At 71.7% G+C, this 16,171-nt stretch carries 15 protein-coding genes; 5 read left to right on the top strand and 10 right to left on the bottom strand.

Annotated elements, in window-relative coordinates; genetic code table 11:
• Window positions 1-93: 93 nt before the first annotated feature.
• Both ACBJ59_RS22550 and ACBJ59_RS22545 read left to right on the top strand, forming a co-directional pair.
• Entirely contained in the window at window positions 94-1,140 is a 1,047-nt protein-coding gene (locus ACBJ59_RS22550; protein WP_375112193.1) for an NlpC/P60 family protein, read from the top strand.
• A 104-nt stretch (window positions 1,141-1,244) separates the two neighbouring features.
• Window positions 1,245-1,601 carry an ArsR/SmtB family transcription factor gene (locus ACBJ59_RS22545; protein WP_375112192.1) on the top strand — a complete coding sequence of 119 codons (357 nt, stop codon included), beginning with the start codon at window positions 1,245-1,247 and terminating at the stop codon, window positions 1,599-1,601.
• A gap of 28 nt (window positions 1,602-1,629) precedes the next feature.
• Here the strand turns inward: ACBJ59_RS22545 and ACBJ59_RS22540 are convergent, their stop codons facing one another.
• On the bottom strand, window positions 1,630-2,079 hold the full coding sequence (locus ACBJ59_RS22540; protein WP_375112191.1) for a hypothetical protein: 450 nt from the start codon (window positions 2,077-2,079) through the stop codon (window positions 1,630-1,632).
• A gap of 218 nt (window positions 2,080-2,297) precedes the next feature.
• Here ACBJ59_RS22540 and ACBJ59_RS22535 point away from each other — a divergent pair, with 218 nt between their 5' ends.
• Complete coding sequence (locus ACBJ59_RS22535; RefSeq protein WP_375112190.1) at window positions 2,298-3,110, top strand: N-acetylmuramoyl-L-alanine amidase; 813 nt, start codon at window positions 2,298-2,300, stop codon at window positions 3,108-3,110.
• A gap of 306 nt (window positions 3,111-3,416) precedes the next feature.
• Here the strand turns inward: ACBJ59_RS22535 and map are convergent, their stop codons facing one another.
• Window positions 3,417-4,280 carry a type I methionyl aminopeptidase gene (map, locus tag ACBJ59_RS22530; RefSeq protein ID WP_375112189.1) on the bottom strand — a complete coding sequence of 288 codons (864 nt, stop codon included), beginning with the start codon at window positions 4,278-4,280 and terminating at the stop codon, window positions 3,417-3,419.
• Window positions 4,281-4,482: 202 nt separating this feature from the next.
• Between map and ACBJ59_RS22525 the strand changes: the two genes are divergently transcribed.
• Window positions 4,483-4,827, top strand: a complete 345-nt coding sequence (locus tag ACBJ59_RS22525) for a peptidase inhibitor family I36 protein (RefSeq protein ID WP_375112188.1) — start codon at window positions 4,483-4,485, stop codon at window positions 4,825-4,827.
• 55 nt (window positions 4,828-4,882) lie between these two features.
• On the opposite strand, the gene ACBJ59_RS22520 is transcribed toward ACBJ59_RS22525, so the two are convergent.
• A complete protein-coding gene (locus ACBJ59_RS22520) occupies window positions 4,883-5,797 on the bottom strand; it encodes an alcohol dehydrogenase catalytic domain-containing protein (protein WP_375112187.1) in 915 nt (304 codons plus the stop codon).
• 62 nt (window positions 5,798-5,859) lie between these two features.
• On the bottom strand, window positions 5,860-6,726 hold the full coding sequence (locus tag ACBJ59_RS22515; RefSeq protein WP_375112186.1) for an NmrA/HSCARG family protein: 867 nt from the start codon (window positions 6,724-6,726) through the stop codon (window positions 5,860-5,862).
• A 110-nt stretch (window positions 6,727-6,836) separates the two neighbouring features.
• Between ACBJ59_RS22515 and ACBJ59_RS22510 the strand changes: the two genes are divergently transcribed.
• Window positions 6,837-7,406 (top strand): TetR/AcrR family transcriptional regulator, encoded by a 570-nt coding sequence (locus ACBJ59_RS22510; RefSeq protein ID WP_375112185.1) that lies wholly within the window; start codon window positions 6,837-6,839, stop codon window positions 7,404-7,406.
• Window positions 7,407-7,443: 37 nt separating this feature from the next.
• On the opposite strand, the gene ACBJ59_RS22505 is transcribed toward ACBJ59_RS22510, so the two are convergent.
• The 6 genes from ACBJ59_RS22505 to ACBJ59_RS22480 all read right to left on the bottom strand — a co-directional run bounded on the left by ACBJ59_RS22505 (window position 7,444) and on the right by ACBJ59_RS22480 (window position 16,151).
• Window positions 7,444-8,856: a sensor histidine kinase gene (locus tag ACBJ59_RS22505; RefSeq protein WP_375112184.1), complete on the bottom strand. Its 1,413-nt coding sequence runs from the start codon at window positions 8,854-8,856 to the stop codon at window positions 7,444-7,446.
• A 288-nt stretch (window positions 8,857-9,144) separates the two neighbouring features.
• The gene (locus tag ACBJ59_RS22500) at window positions 9,145-12,873 is read right to left on the bottom strand and encodes a S8 family serine peptidase (protein WP_375112183.1); all 3,729 of its coding nucleotides are present in this window, start codon (window positions 12,871-12,873) and stop codon (window positions 9,145-9,147) included.
• 142 nt (window positions 12,874-13,015) lie between these two features.
• Complete coding sequence (locus tag ACBJ59_RS22495) at window positions 13,016-13,822, bottom strand: MBL fold metallo-hydrolase (protein ID WP_375112182.1); 807 nt, start codon at window positions 13,820-13,822, stop codon at window positions 13,016-13,018.
• A gap of 52 nt (window positions 13,823-13,874) precedes the next feature.
• Window positions 13,875-14,492, bottom strand: coding sequence for a VOC family protein (locus ACBJ59_RS22490; RefSeq protein WP_375112181.1), 618 nt, complete (start codon window positions 14,490-14,492; stop codon window positions 13,875-13,877).
• 133 nt (window positions 14,493-14,625) lie between these two features.
• A complete protein-coding gene (locus tag ACBJ59_RS22485) occupies window positions 14,626-15,255 on the bottom strand; it encodes a cysteine hydrolase (RefSeq protein WP_375112180.1) in 630 nt (209 codons plus the stop codon).
• 197 nt (window positions 15,256-15,452) lie between these two features.
• Window positions 15,453-16,151 (bottom strand): SDR family oxidoreductase, encoded by a 699-nt coding sequence (locus ACBJ59_RS22480; protein WP_375112179.1) that lies wholly within the window; start codon window positions 16,149-16,151, stop codon window positions 15,453-15,455.
• Window positions 16,152-16,171 lie beyond the last annotated feature (20 nt).

The following is a 16,171-nucleotide window of genomic DNA, read 5'->3' as shown; positions in this document are numbered from 1 at the left end:
AAGCGGTTCCATGCCGTCCGCGCATGCTCCGGCTGAACACCACCCGGGCGGCCCGCGTATCTCCCCATGAGACGACGCGGAGGAGGCGGCGGAGTGACGGTCTCGGTGGCGGTGTCGGCGGCGGTGTCGGCAGCGGTGTCGGCGGCGGTGTCGGCGGCGAGGTTCGTGACGGGATCCGTCACGGGGCTCGTGCGAGCGGCGGCGACCGTGGCGCTGACCGTGGCCGCCATGCCGGGCGCCGCCGTGGCCGACCCGTCGCCCGCCCAGGCCAGGGCCAGGCTGGTGAAGCTGAACGAGCAGGCCGACCAGCTCGTCGAGCGCTTCAACCAGGCGACGGAGACGTACAAGAAGGCCAGGAAGAAGTACGAGACGCTCGACGCCGAGCTCGCCGGCAAGGCGGCGCAGGCCGACGCCCTGCGCACGGAGCTCGTCACGGTGGCGGTCCAGGAATACCAGTTCGGCTCCGGGCTGCACTGGCAGCGGTTCGTCATGAAGGGCACTCCCGAGGAGATCCTCAGCGGCATGGCCTCCCTGGAGCAGATCGCCCAGGACAGGGCGGCGAAGCTGCGGGCCTTCGAGGCGGCGACCAAGGACCTGCGCGACCGGCGCGACGCGGCCAGGACCGCGCTGGCCGAGGCCGACGACGCGCGCGACAAGGTACGCCGGGAGCAGGCGAAGGTCGACAAGCTCGTCAGCGCGCAGACGAAGCTGCTGCGCCGGCTGGGCGCCTTCCGGACCGGCAACCCCCGCAGCACCGGCCTGACCTACACCGGCCCGGCCTCCGGCAACGCCCGCGAGGCCCTGCAGTTCGCCTTCGCCCAGGTCGGCAAGCCGTACCGGTACGGCGCCACGGGGCCGAGCTCCTACGACTGCTCGGGCCTGGCGCAGTCCGCCTGGCGCGCGGCGGGCGTCCAGCTGCCCCGCACCACCTACACGCAGTGGAGCTGGGGCGCCGACCGGCGCGTGCCCCTGGACCAGGCCCAGCCCGGCGACCTGCTGTTCAGCCGGGGGCTGGGGCACATGGGGATGTACGCGGGCAACGGGAAGATGGTGCACGCGCCGCAGACCGGGGACGTCGTCAAGGTGGTCGACCTCGACGACTACTGGCGCAACCGCCTCATCGGCGCGGTGCGCCCCTGATCGGTGCGGCTTGGTCGGTGCGGCTTGGTCGGCGCGGCGTGCCCGCTCGTTCGACGCCCGTCGTAGTATGGCGTGCCGGCCCTGATCGCGGAGGAGGAGACCACGTGGCCCGACCGAAGAGCACCCCGCGCACCGTGGACAACCCCTCCGTCTCCGAGGTCACCCTCCAGCAGCTTCTCGAAGCGGTCGCCGACCCCGTTCGCCGCTCAGTGATCGCCCAGCTCGCCATCGCGGGCCACGACCTCAGCTGCGGCACCTTCGACCTGCCCGTCTCCCGCTCGACCGCCACCCACCACTTCAACGTGCTCCGCGAAGCCTGCGTCATCAGCCAGCACTACCAGGGCACCACCAAGATGAACAGCCTGCGCCCCGACGAGCTCGACGCCCGCTTCCCCGGCCTCCTGCGAGCCGTCATCGACTCCTGCGTCCGCGAGACCGGCCAGGTCGCCGAGGCCCGCTAGGGGCGGCGCCGGCAGCGGCCGGCACTGGCTATATCGGGGCGCGGTGGTAGCGCTCGGCCTGGGCCTCCGCCTCGGTGCAGAAGATCGCCGAGTCCAGGGGCGTCACGCTGTAGGAGTCGTCGCCGGGCAGCCGGTAGCTCCTGGCGGCGGCGAAGTCCGTGGCGACGAGGGGCAGACCGCCGCACCTCAGCACGTGGATCGGGTATCTCGCCATGGCGTGGGTGAGCGGGACGACGAGCGCGATCCCGTACACGATCACCGCCGCGATCAGGGCGCGGATCCAGTGCGTCGGCACGCGGAGCACGGCGAGCGGGATCAGGGCCACGACGAAGGCCAGCACCATCAGCACCAGGAACCAGAACGAGAACACCCACCCCCGCCGCCAGCCCAGGGCGACCACCATGAGGGCCAGGCCCAGGAGCGGCAGGCCGAGGACGAATCCCGCCAGCCAGGCGGTCGCGCGGGCGAAATCTGCCATATCCCAGTGTCTCCCGGAGGACCGTCGCGGGCCGATGGGGTTCCCGATTCTTCCCATCGCGCTCGGGTACGGCATGCTAATGATCTGTAAGCGTCCGCCTTTGCGGCAAAGACGCGGTCATCCGCCCACCCAGCGGCGATCACCCAAAGCCATAGCGTGACTACTCGTCGTCAATCGAAGGTTGTGAGACTCATCGAGACGCATGACGGAGGTCTTCGATGCCCTACTTGACGCAGCTCGCCGACGTCGCCCGCCGCACCGGCCACCCGGTGACCGAGGTGGCCGGCTGGAGGACGCGCGGCCACGGTCCGCAGCCCGAGGTGCAGGGCATCGTCTGCCACCACACCGCGGGCCCGGCGGGCGGCGGCGACTACCCCTCGCTCGCCGTGGTGCGCGACGGCCGGCCCGGGCTCGACGGGCCGCTGTCGCAGTTCGGGCTCGGCCGGTCCGGCCGCATCTACGTCATCGCCGCCGGGCGCTGCTGGCACAACGCCCCCTCGACCTCGCCCCGACACGACAACTCCAGCTCGATCGGCATCGAGGCCGAGAACAACGGCTCCCAGCCCTGGCCGCAGGCGCAGCTGGAGGCGTACCGGCAGCTGTGCGCGGAGCTGTGCCGCGAGTTCGGGCTGCCCGCCTCGCGCGTGAAGGCGCACCGGGAGGTCAACACCGCCAAGCCCGACCCCCACTCCATCGACATGAACGACTTCCGGGCGGCGGTCGCCGCCCTCATCACCGGCGCCCCCGCGCCGGGATCTTCCTGGACGGAGGAGATCGTGAAAGAACTGCCGCTGATCCGGCTCGGCGACGACAACTACGACGTCAAGACCGTCAGAGGCTGCCTGTTCGCCCGGGGCCACGTGCCTCCCGCCGCGTACGCGAGCGTCGAGGACGGCCTGGAGGGCTGGCTGAAGTCCACCCGCTGCGACACCGGCCTGATCGAGCTCGTCCGCGGGTTCCAGCGGGCCGAGGGCATCGGCGAGGACGGGCTCGTCGGACCGAAGACGTGGGCTCCGCTGCTGCGCGTGTAGGCCGCCGGGCTCGATCCAGGCGATCACCGGCCGTCCCTGGCCCTCCCTGGGCGTCCCTGGCCCTCCCTGGGCGTCAAGCGGCATCGCGCGGCCCCGCAGCGCGACAATGCCTTGCTCAAAGGCGGTTTACCAGGGCGTTTGGGCAGGTCAGCCGGGGTAGGTGCGGATCGTGCGACGGGTTCAGCGTGCGGCTGGACTGTTCTCCGTGGTTACCGGCCGCTCCGACATACCAGTGCGGAGCGGCCTCCGCGGGAAGTGAGACCCGCGTTGACCGGTGAGCGATCACGTCCCGCCGCGGGAGCGCGATCAGCGTGACGAGGCGGCCGAGGACGGGTGCAGGGCGGCTTGGGCGTCCTTTGCGGACAGCCGGCCGGCGGAATCAGCCCGCGTTGCCGGGGTCTCCGATTCACGCCGGGTGAGCACCAAGGGTGCGTCCTCGGTGATGGCCACCGTGTGCTCGGAGTGGGCCGTGCGCGAGCCATCCGCCGACCGGATCGTCCAGCCGTCGGCGTCGTAGACGATGCGGTCGGTCGTGCGGGCGAGCCAGGGTTCGAGCGCGAGGGTCAGGCCCGGCCGGAGCGTGAGGCCGCGCCCGGCCCGGCCCTTGTTCGGAACGTGCGGCCCCTCGTGCATGGTGCGGCCGATGCCGTGGCCACCGAACTCGGTGTTGACCGGGTAACCGTAGTCGTGGGCCACCGCAGCGATGGCCGCCGAGATGTCACCCAGGCGGTTGCCCGGACGTGCCACCTCGATCGCCGCCTCCAACGCTTCCTCGGTGGCGCGGATGATCCGCAGGTCCTCCTCGGCGGCGGTCCCGACGACGACCGTGCGCGCCGAGTCGGCCACCCAGCCGTCGACGCTGACCGCGAGGTCCGCGCTGAGGACGTCGCCGTCACGCAGCGTGTAGTCGTGGGGCAGGCCGTGCAGGACGGCGTCGTTGACCGACAGGCAGATGACGTTGCGGAAGGGGCCGTGCCCGAAGGACGGCGCATAGTCCCAGTAGCACGACTCCGCCCCGCGCCGTTCGATCATGCCGCGTACGTGGCGCTCCAGGTCCAGGAGGTTGACGCCCACGTCGGCGAGCCGGCCGACCTCGGAGAGCACCTCGGCGACGAAACGCCCGGCCACGTGCATGCGCTGGATCTCGGCAGGCGTCTTGAGTTCAATCACGAGTACCTCGCGTAACAGGGTGTTGGTATTATTATACCGGTCACCCTAACACCTTCCGGTATAATAATACCAACCGGATCCTCGCCGGCGAACCCTGAAGACGGCCGCAAGATCCACAGCCCGCCTAAATCAATGGCGCACCGCCACTCGTGAGCGCATGATGGTCACTGAAAGCGACGACTCAGATCCGCGGAGTGCTCACGTGTTCAAGATTCGTACCCTCATGCTCGCCCTCGCTCTCGCCCTCACGCCGCTCCCGCTCGCCGGACCGGCGCGCGCCGCCGACGGCTTCAGCAGATGTCCGAACGGCCACTTGTGCCTGTTCAGCGAGTTCGACGGAAACGGCACCATCGCCTGGTTCCAGTCCGGCGCGCCGAACCTGGAACCCTTGGGCGTCAAGGACGCCCGCTCGGCGTGGAATCGGACGGGCCGTTCGTTCTGCCTCTTCGCGTCCCCGAACTACGAGGTGCACAACGCCACCGTCCCGCCAGGGCACAAGGAGGGGCTCAATCCCGAGATCGCCTACAACTCCGTGCGGGCCTGCTGACGCCTGGGTGACAGCGTTCCCCGCATCAACCCGCATCAGCCCGCATCAGCCCGTATCAGCCCGTGAGGACCCATCGGCCGCGGTGTCCGCCGGCGCGGAAGGCGCGGTACGCGTACGCGGCCCTGTCCAGGGGCACCGTGCCCGCCCGGCGCGGTTCCAGGGTGCCCCGCGCGGTCAGCGCCAGCATCTCCCCCAGGAGGGTGCCGTCGGGGACCACCACCGCGGAGGTCACGGTGATGCCGCGTACGGACGCGGGTTCGAGGCCGGGGAAGACTCCCACGTACGCGCCATGATCGCGGACCGGCCGCAGCGCCGCCTCATTCAGCAGGGCGGTGTCCAGCACCGCGTCGAAGCCGATCGCCCGGTCGAGGGTGGTGATCGCCTCCGCCGCTCCGGCCCTGGTCAGGAAGTCCTCATCCGTCGCGCGGGCGAGCGCGGTGACTTTCCACCCGGCGCGCGCGGCGAGTGCGACCGCGTAACCGCCGACCCCGCCGGCGGCGCCGGTGACCAGCAGTCGCCGGGCCCGGGACGGGCCGAGCAGGGCGAGGAGCTGCGCGGCGGTCAGCGAGTTGAGCGGAACGGTGGCCGCGTCCAGCAGCTCGACCCCGTCCGGGACCGGCGCCGCGTCGGCGGCTGGGACGATCACGTACTCGGCGGCCGTTCCCGCGGTGGCGTGCGGAGCGTGCGGGAAGTGGAGTGCCGCGACCGGCGTGCCGAGGGCGAGGTCGTCGACGCCGGGCCCCACCATGTCGACGATCCCCGCCACGTCCAGCCCCAGGCCGCCGCGCGGTGTGGGGCCGTCTCCGCCGGCCGCGCCGCGCGAGGCGTCGATGATGTGAAGATCGGCCGCGTTGACCGCGGCCCCGGCCATCCTGATCCGGATCTGCCCCGCCGCAGGCTGCGGATCGGGCAGATCCACCATCTCCACCTCGTCGTCCGAACCGGGGTGAGCGGTGACGATCGCGCGCATGTCAGTGACTCTCTTTCTCGTATGGTCGTTCGGCCGTACGCCGGATCCGGCGGGCCGGCTCGTCAGCGGTGGCCATGGCCCTGGAAGTGCTTGTCCAGCAGCGGCTTTCCCGCTCGTGACAGCCAGTCGCCGAAGTCCAGCAGACCCGGGTGGAGCTTCCGCAGGGCGGGGATGTCGGCCTGCCAGTCGCAGAACGACGTCGTCCCTCCGGGCCCGCCGGGAGGCGGAGCCGGCAGGGCCACGTCATGTCCGGTCGCCCGGCCGATCGCCGAGGCGATCCGGTGCGGCGCCAGTTCGTCGCCGGCCAGTTCCAGCACCCGGCCGAGGAACCGGTCGGGGGCGGCGAAGGCCAGCGCGGCGAACGCGCCGATGTCCTCGAGGGCGATGAGCTGGACCGTCACGTCGGCCGGGAACGTCCGGATGAGGGAGGCCGCACCGCGGACGCCGTACGTCGAGTCGGCGAAGTTCTCCATGAACGTCACCGGGCGCAGCACCGTGGCCGGTACGTCATGCGCCCGGATGTACTGCTCGATCTCCCACTTGATCTCCCAGTGGGGGATGCCGGTGGCCCGGTCGGCACTGGCCACGGACGCGTAGACGAGGTGCCGGACGCCCGCGGCCATCGCGGCGTCGACCACGTTCAGCCCGCGTCGCAGCTCGTTCTCGGCGTAGTCGGGCGCGATGAAGGCGGGCTGGACGCTGAACACGCCGTACGCGCCGCGGACGGCGGCGTCGATGCCGTCCCGGTCGTCCATGTCCCCGGCGATCAGCTCGGCGCCGGCGCCGGCGAGCCGCGCCGCCGCCGCGGTGCCCGGGTCCCGGACCAGTGCCCGCACGTGCCAGCCGTCGGCGAGCAGGCGCCGTGCGGTGGCGCCGCCCTGCTGCCCGGTCGCTCCCGTGACGAGGATGGGGCGATTTGCCGTGATCATGTCTGCTCCATGGGTACGCTGGTCAGCAGCGGCGGAGCACCGCTCCGCCACTGTCGCGTTGGAAGAATACGGAGCACTGCTCCGTCGGTCAAATCATCGAAGGAGAGCACGTGACCGGCACATCCCGGGCCGACGTACGACGCAACAGAGAACGACTCCTGGCCTCGGCCCGCGACGCGTTCGCCACCGACGGAACCGACGCGTCGTTGCGCGAGATCGCCCGGCGAGCCGGGGTCGGGATCGGCACGCTCTACCGGCATTTCCCCACGCGCGAGGCTCTCCTTGAGGCCATCCTCGACAGCAACTTCGACACGTTGCGCGAGCGCGCCGAGCAGCTGCTCGCCTCGCCGTCGCACACCCCGCACGAGGCGCTGCTGACGTGGCTGAACGACCTGGCCGCCAGCACGCGCACCTATCAGGGACTACCGCAATCGATCATGACGGCGCTGGCCGACGAGAGCTCCGAGCTGTACGTCTCGTGCGCCGCCATGCGGGCCTCCGGCGCACGGCTGCTCGGGCGCGCCCAGGAGGCCGGGCAGGTGCGCCCCGACCTCACGGTCTATGAGGTGATCGCGCTCGCCATCGGCCTGGCATGGGCGGCGCAGCAGCCAGGAGGGCCGTCAGACCTGATGGAGCGCCTGCTCTCCACGGCGATGTACGGGCTGGCGGCGCACGGGTAGCCCCATGCGCGTCCCCGCCGATCGACAGGACGTGACCCTAGGCAGGGGCTCCACGCTCGGCGGCCGGTTCCGACACCGGCAGGCGGAGCGCGAACCGCGCGCCGTCGGGGCAGTCCTCGACGGTGAGGGATCCGCCGTGCGCCTGGCAGGTCTCCCGGCTGATGGCCAGCCCGAGCCCGCTGCCGCCCGGATCGAGGCGCTGGCTCTCCGGCAGCCGGACGAAGGGGTCGAAGATGCGCTCGCGATCTTCGGCGGCGATGCCCGCGCCGTCGTCCTGCACGGTCACCACGGCCTGATGGTCCACCTGCTCGACGGTGACGTCGATGTGCGAGCGGGCGTGCCGTCGCGCGTTCGCCAGAAGGTTGGTCAGCACGCGGCCCAGCTGCACGGACGAACCCCGTACGGTCGGGCGGCAGGTCACCCGCAGCCGGATCGGGATGCCCTCGCGGGGCATGCCGGCCACCTCGTCCTTGACCAGGGCGGCCAGGTCGAGCGGCTGGTACGCCTCAGGACGGGCGTTCTGGACCCGGCTGTAGGCCAGCAGGTCGTCGATGATCGCCTCGAGGCGTTCCGTGCTGCGCAGCGTGTGCTCGAGGGCCGCGTGCGCGTCCACGTCGCCGGGATACATGAGCGCCTCCTCCAGCTGGGTACGCAGCGCGGTGACCGGGGACCTCAGCTCGTGGGAGGCCAGGGAGGCGAACCGGAGGTATGCGTTCACCGCCTTCTCCAGCCGATCGAGATAGGCGTTGGAGGCGCGGGCGAACTCGGCGATCTCGTCATTGTGGAGCGGTGCCGGGACGCGCATGGTCAGGTCGTTCGCCGTGGCCTCGCGCATCTTCGTGCTGATCGCCTGCACCGGACGCAGGGTCCGGCCCACCACGACACGCGTGCCCAAGGCGGCCATCAGGGAGGCGACCAGGGCCGCGGCCCCGAAGCCGGCCTCCAGGTAGGGCCTGGCCAGGGCGGGAGGTTCCACCGTACCGGCGTAGATGTAGTGCGGCTCGCCCCTCAAGGGCACATCGGGCATCTGGCCCTCAAGTCGCAAGGCCGTGACCAGAAGGCACGTGCCGTTGTCCCAGGGCGGGCACACCGTGAAGTCGTGCATGCCATCACCGGAGGCGGGCTTGAGCGTGCTCAGCGGGGCCTTTCCGGCTGCGGCGGCGTTGGCCACCACCACCTGCCCCCGGGAGTTGACAAGCTGGAGATACCGGACGCGCGCGCTCGGCCTGGGCGGCGGGATGTAACCGGGCCGCATCCTGCTGACCCAGTCGACGATGGCCATGTGGACGCCTTCGGCGAGGTCGGCCGCGATCCTGTGGCGGATGCCGTAGACGGCCAGCGCGCCGACCGCGCTGAGGAGCGCCAGGAACAGTGCTCCGACCGCGAGGGCGAAGCGCACGCGGATGGACTGCGGGTACGGCCAGCGCCGCCTGCTGACCAGCGGTGACATGCGTCCCCCTCTCCCACTGCCCTCCGCGCGCGGTTGCTCGAAAGCGGCGGTTGCGGCGGCCCCCGCCTGGACGGACGAAGGCGTCCGGCGGTTCTCTCCGGAGCGGCGGCATCGGCTCTTCAGGGGACCCGGCGGACCACACTGTGACGGTATCCGCAGTCTCCGTGATATATGCGAATGCTTGTCCTACTGTGACCGTGTGCGTGGGCAGTGATGGGGCTCATCAGGCGATGGCGTGGACGGGGATGTCGGCGGGAGGGCCGGACGGCGGCCCTCCCACCGACGGCGTCACTTCAGACCGAACGCTCGGGTGATGGTCTGGGTGACGGTGTTGCCCCGGGTGTCGCCCGCGGCGGTGCGGAGCGTGACGAACAAGGCTCCGGCGGGAGCGTCGAGGCGGGTCCGCCAGCCGTCCCTGCCCCGGTCGAGGCGGGCCTGGTGCCAGGTCGTCCCGTCGTCGTAGGAGATCTCCAGGGTGAGGGTGCGGAGGTCACCCGCCCCCGCCACGCCGTCGAGGTGGGACGGGACGACGGTGAGGTCGGCGCGGCGGCGCGCCTTGCCGGCCACGTCGGTGTCCACGGCGTAGTCGAGCTGGATCAGTGGCAGCCGCTCCACCGCGCCGGAGGCACCCGCCTCGGAGGTGAAGCCCCACTCGGTGCGGGTGGCGGTGGAGTAGGGGTTCGCCCAGGTGCCGCGGGAGTTCTCCGACACCAGGCGGTACGGCAGCCGTTCCGGCCGCAGGCCGCCGACGACCAGCTGGTCGTAGGGTGCCTCGCCCAGCAGGCCGTCACCCTGGTACAGCTTCAGCGAGTTGGACACCATGCTGTTGAGGAAGGTGTCCCCGATGTGGCCGGCTCCCGAGTCGCCCCAGCCGGGCAGGACCACCTGCAGGGTGTCGTCCAGGCGCAGCGGCGACGCGCCGGGCGCCGAGCGCGGCCGGTGGACGGGGCCGAACCAGTGCAGGTCCGTGCTGGTGCCCGCCCGGTACGTCACGGGACGATCCCTCTGCTGGCCGACCTCGCGGTTGATCGTCGCCTGCTCGTGCCAGCGCACCCCGGCCGTGACCCAGTCGGTGCGCTCGCCGATGGCCGGCGCCTCCGAAGCGGCCACGTTCGTGGCGGAGGTGTACCCGAAGCGCCAGTAGTCGTGGCGGGCCTCGATCACCCTGGACTGCCGGTAGTTACGGAACGAGACGTCCACCCGGGCCAGGTCCTTGGCCCTGGGCCGGTACGTCGGGTCCGCGGGCACGGCGTCCTCGAAATAGTGGACCAGGTCGTAGACGTACTCGGTGGTCGGGTTGGACGTCACGTCGAGCAGCGTGCGCCGCCCGCGCTGGATCTGCGCGATCAGCTGCTCGCCCTCGTCGAGGCCCAGCGAGGCCACCGCCAGCGGCGCCAGGTTGGGCGCTCCGTAGAGCGGGTCGTTCCAGGGGGTGATGCGGCCGGGGCCGTCGTTGACGACCAGCAGCAGTTTCGCTCCCGCTGCCGCCGCCGCGGCGGCCTGCTCCTCGCGGCCGACCGTGCCGTTGTTCCGGACGACCACGGCCTTGCCCGCGGCACCCCTGGACGGGTAGGCGGCGGCGCCGCCGTCGCCGGCGAAGATCGCCTCGAGCGTGTGGCGGCCCTTGGGCAGCGGGGCCGCGCCGCGGTGCACCAGCGCGTCGTCGAAGACGTGATCCGAGGTGGAGACGGTCAGGGCCGGCTGGTTCAACCGCCAGTGCCCGCCGACCTCGAACTCGCCCACGCCCACCTTGCCGCCGGTCGGCAGCGTCCAGACGCTGTCGTACGACGCGTCCGGCCACCGGCTGCTGGCGGTGTAGTCGTCGTCGGCGACGCCCCGGTAGACGTCGACCCGCATGCCGTCCAGGGAGCTGGGCTTGGGGGTGACCGCGGTCAGGCGCCGGGCCTTGCGCGCGTCGATGACGACGGTGCGATCCCGGTCGAGTGCGATGTCGGTCACCGTGAGCAGGCCGAAGCCGCGTGAGTGGGGGCCGTGCGTGCCCTCCACGTCGGCGTCCAGCCAGGTGGTGTAGGTGCCTTCGGGGATGCGCACGCTGCCGGTGCCGGACTCGTCCAGGTAGAGCGGGGCGAAGAACTTCTTGCCCGTCAGGATGAGCTCGCCGCCCATCGGCCGGCCGGCGCGGTCCTTGGCGGTGAGGGTGAGGACGTGACGCGCCCCCTCCTCCGCGGCGCCGATGAGGGTGCGGGCCCGCGGTGTGCCGGAGGCGTCCGTGGCCTCGACCGTACCGGTGACCGTGGTGTCGGCCGGCACCTCGTCGTAGTGCGCCGTGACGCGTACGGTGGCCGTGCCGTGCGCCGGGACGGTGATCTGCCGCTGCGACAGCGTGAACGCGTCCTGCGGCGCGCCCGTAACGCGGGTGGTGAGATCGAAGGTGACCGGAGTGTCCCCGATGTTGGTGTAGGTCACGTCCTTCGTGCTCGTGGTGCCCGGTTCGATGGGGTACGCGTGGTAGCCCGCGAACGCGCTCGCTGTCGCGAAGACCGTGGCCGCGCTGGTGGCGGCGATGTCCAGGCGCCCGCTGCCGGCCTCGGCGGCGGTGTAGCCGGGGGTGGGCTTGGCGGTGCTGACGAGGGCGTCCTTCAACTGGCCGCCCGTCCAGTCCGGATGCCGTGCCGCCAGCAGCGCCGCCGCGCCCGCGACGTGCGGCGTGGCCATGGAGGTGCCGCTCATCGTCTGGTAGTGGCCTTCGCCCTCCGCGGCGTACCGCGAGCGTGCCGCGAGGATGTCGACGCCGGGAGCGGTGATTTCCGGCTTGAGGCCGCGGTCACCCGCGCGCGGGCCCCGGCTGGAGAAGTCGGCCAGGCGGTCCGCGCCGTCCACCGCGCCGACGGCGAGGGCCGCGTCGGCCGCGGCGGGCGCGCCGACCGTGAAGCCGGTGGGGCCGGAGTTGCCGGCGGCGATCACGAACAGGGCGCCCGTTTCGGCGCTGAGCTGGTTGACGGCCGCGCTGAGCGGGTCCGTGCCGTTGGTGGGTCCGGCGCCGAGGCTCATGCTGATGATCTTGGCGCGCTCGGTGCGGGCGGCCCATTCCATGCCGGCGAGCACCCAGGACTCCTGGCCCTCACCGGCGTTGTCCAGAACCTTGCCGACGTGCAGACGGGCGCCCGGGGCGACGCCGCGCTCCTTGCCGCCGGAGGCGGCGCCGGTGCCGGCGATGGTGGAGGCGACGTGGGTGCCGTGCCCCTGGCCGTCCTCGACGGTCTGATCGGGCACGAAGGTCTCGGCCCGCGCCACGCGACCGGCCAGGTCGGGGTGAGCGGTGTCGACGCCCGAGTCCAGGACGGCGACGTCCACCCCTTCGCCGGTGTTGCCGCCCGCCCACACCTGGGGCGCGCCGATCTGGGCGGTGCTCTCGGCGAGCTCCGCCCGTACCTTGCCGTCGAGCCAGACCTTGGCGATGCCGCCCGAGAGCGCCGGCTCGGCGCTCGTGCGGCCGGAGGCGTCGGGGACGCGGGCGTCCTTCGTGAGCGCGGCCCAGAACCCGGCCGAGCGGTCGGCGTCCACGGCGGCGCCCTGGATGCTGGACAGGGCGCGCACCTGCCGGGCGCCCTGGGGCAGGGCCGAGGTCCGGGCGCGGGCGGCGGCGTCGGTGTAGGAGACGATGAGCGGAAGGCGGTCACGCCGCGCGTCGTCGTATCCGTCGGCCAGCAGCCGGGTGACGTTGAACAGGTCCCGGTCCAGCAGACCGGCCGCCAGGTACTTCAGGGCGGACCGGGGGTAGACGTACGTCTCGCCGCCTTCCGCGTGCGTGACGGCGTCCACGGGGCGCCCGTCCGGGCTCAGCACCGTGCGGGTCACGCCACCGTCCGGCGCGGTGGTGACGGTCACCTTGTCACCGGTGATCAGGGTGACCGTACGCGCGGGCGCGGCGGCGGTGGAGGGGGATAACGCCGGGGCCGCGGTCGAGGTGGCGCCGGCGGGTGGAACGGCCGCGAACGCGGCCAGGGCGATGCTCGATGCTGCCAGCACATGCTTGTGCCGGGATGAGAGTGACAAATGTGCCTCTATGGTACGGAAGGGATAGAACCGGAGGGAATCTTAGGGAAGAGAAAGCGATCTTGACCAGGCGCTGTAAATCCCAATGCCGTATCACATACGCAACAGATCTTGCTGGGTGATCGGGTGACGCGTCAGGGCGTCAGCGGTGCAAAGGTGTCCAGGTGCCGTGCGGGGCCGTCCGCAGAAGCGCGGTCAGGCCGGCTTCGTCGAAGGCCAGCTCCAGGTCGGCCAGTCCCTCGGAGAAGTGGGCCCAGCCGTCGTAGTGGGCCGGAATCACGAGATCCGGGTCGAGGACGGCCGCGGCGGCCGCGGCCCGCCGGCTGTCGAACGTCAGGGGGCGCCCGCCGAACTTCGCGGGCACGCGGGCCGCTCCGGCGTGGAGCACGGCTACGTCGATGTCCGGCACGCGGCGGGAAATCTCCGCCACGGTACGGATGGAGGCGTTGTCGCCGCTGATGTAGACCGTGGGGAGTCCCGGGCCGGACAGGACGAACCCGGTGACCTCGCAGTTGACGTTGCCGTCGGCATCGCGATCGCCGTCTTCGGGGCCGTGGACGGCGGGCACCGCCTGGACGGTGAGATGGCCCGCGCCGTCGCCGCGGAGCACCTGGTAGCCGTTCCAGCCGGCGAGGCCGACCGCGGGAGGACCGAGTCGTGCCGTGGAGAGCGGGCCGGTGATGACCAGCGGGGCGGTTCTGGCGAACACGCGTCCGCGCTCGTCGAGGTTGTCCGGGTGGCCGTCGTGGCTGACCAGCACCAGGTCGATCGCGCCCAGGGCGTCCTCGGGGACGGCGGGACCCGCCGTTTTCGTCAGGTATCCGTGCGGGCCGGCCTCGTCGAAGGTCGGGTCGCTGACGATGCGCAGACCCCCGATGTCGATGACAGCCGTCGGCCCGCCCAGGACGGTGATCGCACATTCCTGCCGGGGCAGCCTGGTCGTGGTCATCCGATCAGCTCGAACGGTCGCGGGCCGGTGACGGCACGGTGGGCGCGCGCGCTCACGACGGGAGCTCGCTTCCGGCCTGCTCGCGCACCAGGTAGTCGGCGTACCAGTCCGGCCAGTTGGGGTCTTCGGCGCCGGTGCGCGCCTCGTGCTCGCCGTGCGCGGCCGCGGCGCGGCGCAGCGCGTTCGCCAGGTCCGAGGCGGCGGCGAAGGCGGTGGCGGACGGGTCCAGCCGTCCCGGGAGCCGGGTGGTGACCTCCTGCAGCACCCAGCCGTTGCCGTCGGGGTCGCTGAACGACAGGAACGAGCCGTAGCTGCTGCGTTGCGGATCCGGGCCGGGCACCCGGGCGTCGGTGCCGCTGTGGTGGAAGACGCCGCCGGCGTCGTGGAAGACCTCGCTCGGGCCGGCGCCGAGCCGCTTCAGCTCCTCGTACGCGGCGGCGATGTCGGCCACGATCAGGTGCAGGCCCTGCGCCGAACCCGGCGCCTGGGACGTGACCGACGTACCGAAGATGACCGAGGCCGGCGAGCCGGGCGGTGTCACCTGCACCACCCGGAAGTCCTCACCGGTGGCGACGTCGGCATCCAGCCGCCAGCCCAGCGCCGTGTAGAAGTCCTTGGCCCGGTCGACATCCGCGACCGGCACCACGACCACTTCGAGCTTCATGTCCATGACCTGCGCCTCCTGCGCTCGTAACCAAGGCCGGCACGACGGGATTCGTGCAGTCTGCCCCCGGGTGATCCAAGGAAAACGCCCTGGTCACCCAAGGTCGGCAGGCGCCGCGGAAGCCGGTGGAGCACCGGCTTCATGCGTGCGCCCCCTCGAACGCGGCGGTGAGCTCCCCGGTGGTGGTGATGGCGTGGGCGAAGGTGGGGCCGTTCAGCTCGTGGGCGGCGTGCATCATCTCGGGGAGGAACGCCGCGGTGGCGTCGCGCACCAGGGTGACGTGGTAGCCGAGTTCCATGGCGAATCGGCCGGTGGACTCGATGCAGGTGTTCGCCAGCAGGCCGACGAGCACGACATGGGTGATGCCGTGCTGCTTGAGCTGGAAGTCGAGGTCGGTGTTGGCGAACCCGCTCTGCGCCCAGTGCTCCCGGGCCACGACGTCGCCGGGCTGCGGCTGGAAGTCGGGGTGGAACTCCCCGCCCCAGGTCCCGCGGGCGAAGCTGTGCCGCTCCATGATGGCGCGCTGGGTGGGGTTGGGGTGATCCCATGTCTCGTAGTCGCCCGGCTCCCAGCGACGGTGCGGAACGATCATCACCCGTACGCCGGCCTCCCGGGCCGATGCGATCACGGAGCGCAGGTGGTCCAGCAGTCCGACCTGCTGTGCCACGGACGCCACGCGCGGCCAGATCTTGCCGCCCTCGGACAGGAAGTCGTTGTAGGGATCGACCAGCAGCACGGCCGTGTGGCGCGGGTCGTACGCCTGGGGCATGGCTCCTGCTCCTCGCTCTGGGCGATACAAACGTCCAGCCCAAGGATCATCCCCATCATCCGCAGAAGCAAGAAAGCCCTGGTCAAATACCACTTTGCGCGGACGTGGATGATGCTCGTCGTCCAGCTGCCCGGTGATCCCACCCACCGCTCCCCGTAAAGGCAGGGCCGACATGGGCCGCGGGCCGAAGCGCCGGATCAGGGACCGGACGGCGCGCCGACCGGCTCCGACAGTGCGGCCTTGACGCTCCGGCTCTGCTCGTCGGCCAGGACCTCGAACCGGTCATGGATCAGGGCGTCCATGGTCAGCTCGGCCACGGTGCCGGCGCTGATCTTCGGCGCGTCGGTCCAGGCGCTGAGATCCGTGTCCACGAAACCCGCATGCACCCCGACCACCAGGGTTCCCTGCTCGCCCAGCGCCTTGCGCAGGGCGTCCGTCAGCGACCACTGCGCGGCCTTGGAAGCGGCATACCCGGGGAACTGCGGCTGACCGACCCAGGACGCCACCGAGAGCATGTTGACCAGGGCTCCGCCCCCGTTTCTGGCCAGGATGGGAGCGAAGGCGCGGGACACCGCCCAGGTGCCGAAATAGTTGACCTCCATCGCCTGGCGCGCGCCGTCGAAGGCGCCCTCCATCAGCTTGGTGCTCGCACCGCCGATCCCCGCGTTGTTGATCACGATGGAGACGTCGCCCGCGGCTGCCGCGGCAGCCGCGACGCTCGCCTCGTCGGTGACGTCCAGGCGCACGGGAACGACGTCGGCGTCCGGCACGCTCGCCGGGTCGCGGACGCCGACGTAGACCTTCGCCGCACCGTGGTCGATGAGCGCGCGGGCGAACGCGCGGCCGATTCCGCGATTTCCGCCCGTGACCAGGGCGACCGATCCCTTGATTCGCATGGTTCTTCCTCATCGTGCGC

The organism is Nonomuraea sp. MTCD27, assembly GCF_041950495.1.
Classification (GTDB): Bacteria; Actinomycetota; Actinomycetes; order Streptosporangiales; family Streptosporangiaceae; genus Nonomuraea.
This window is presented reverse-complemented; position numbering and strand designations above follow the sequence as displayed.

Coding starts and splice junctions, on each gene's coding strand:
- ACBJ59_RS22515 (WP_375112186.1), bottom strand. CDS start 6,726: ATGATCACGGCAAATCGCCCCATCCTCGTCACGGGAGCGACCGGGCAG.
- ACBJ59_RS22520 (WP_375112187.1), bottom strand. CDS start 5,797: ATGCGCGCGATCGTCACCGCTCACCCCGGTTCGGACGACGAGGTGGAG.
- ACBJ59_RS22535 (WP_375112190.1), top strand. CDS start 2,298: ATGCCCTACTTGACGCAGCTCGCCGACGTCGCCCGCCGCACCGGCCAC.
- ACBJ59_RS22540 (WP_375112191.1), bottom strand. CDS start 2,079: ATGGCAGATTTCGCCCGCGCGACCGCCTGGCTGGCGGGATTCGTCCTC.
- ACBJ59_RS22505 (WP_375112184.1), bottom strand. CDS start 8,856: ATGTCACCGCTGGTCAGCAGGCGGCGCTGGCCGTACCCGCAGTCCATC.
- ACBJ59_RS22495 (WP_375112182.1), bottom strand. CDS start 13,822: ATGACCACGACCAGGCTGCCCCGGCAGGAATGTGCGATCACCGTCCTG.
- ACBJ59_RS22480 (WP_375112179.1), bottom strand. CDS start 16,151: ATGCGAATCAAGGGATCGGTCGCCCTGGTCACGGGCGGAAATCGCGGA.
- ACBJ59_RS22485 (WP_375112180.1), bottom strand. CDS start 15,255: ATGCCCCAGGCGTACGACCCGCGCCACACGGCCGTGCTGCTGGTCGAT.
- ACBJ59_RS22490 (WP_375112181.1), bottom strand. CDS start 14,492: ATGGACATGAAGCTCGAAGTGGTCGTGGTGCCGGTCGCGGATGTCGAC.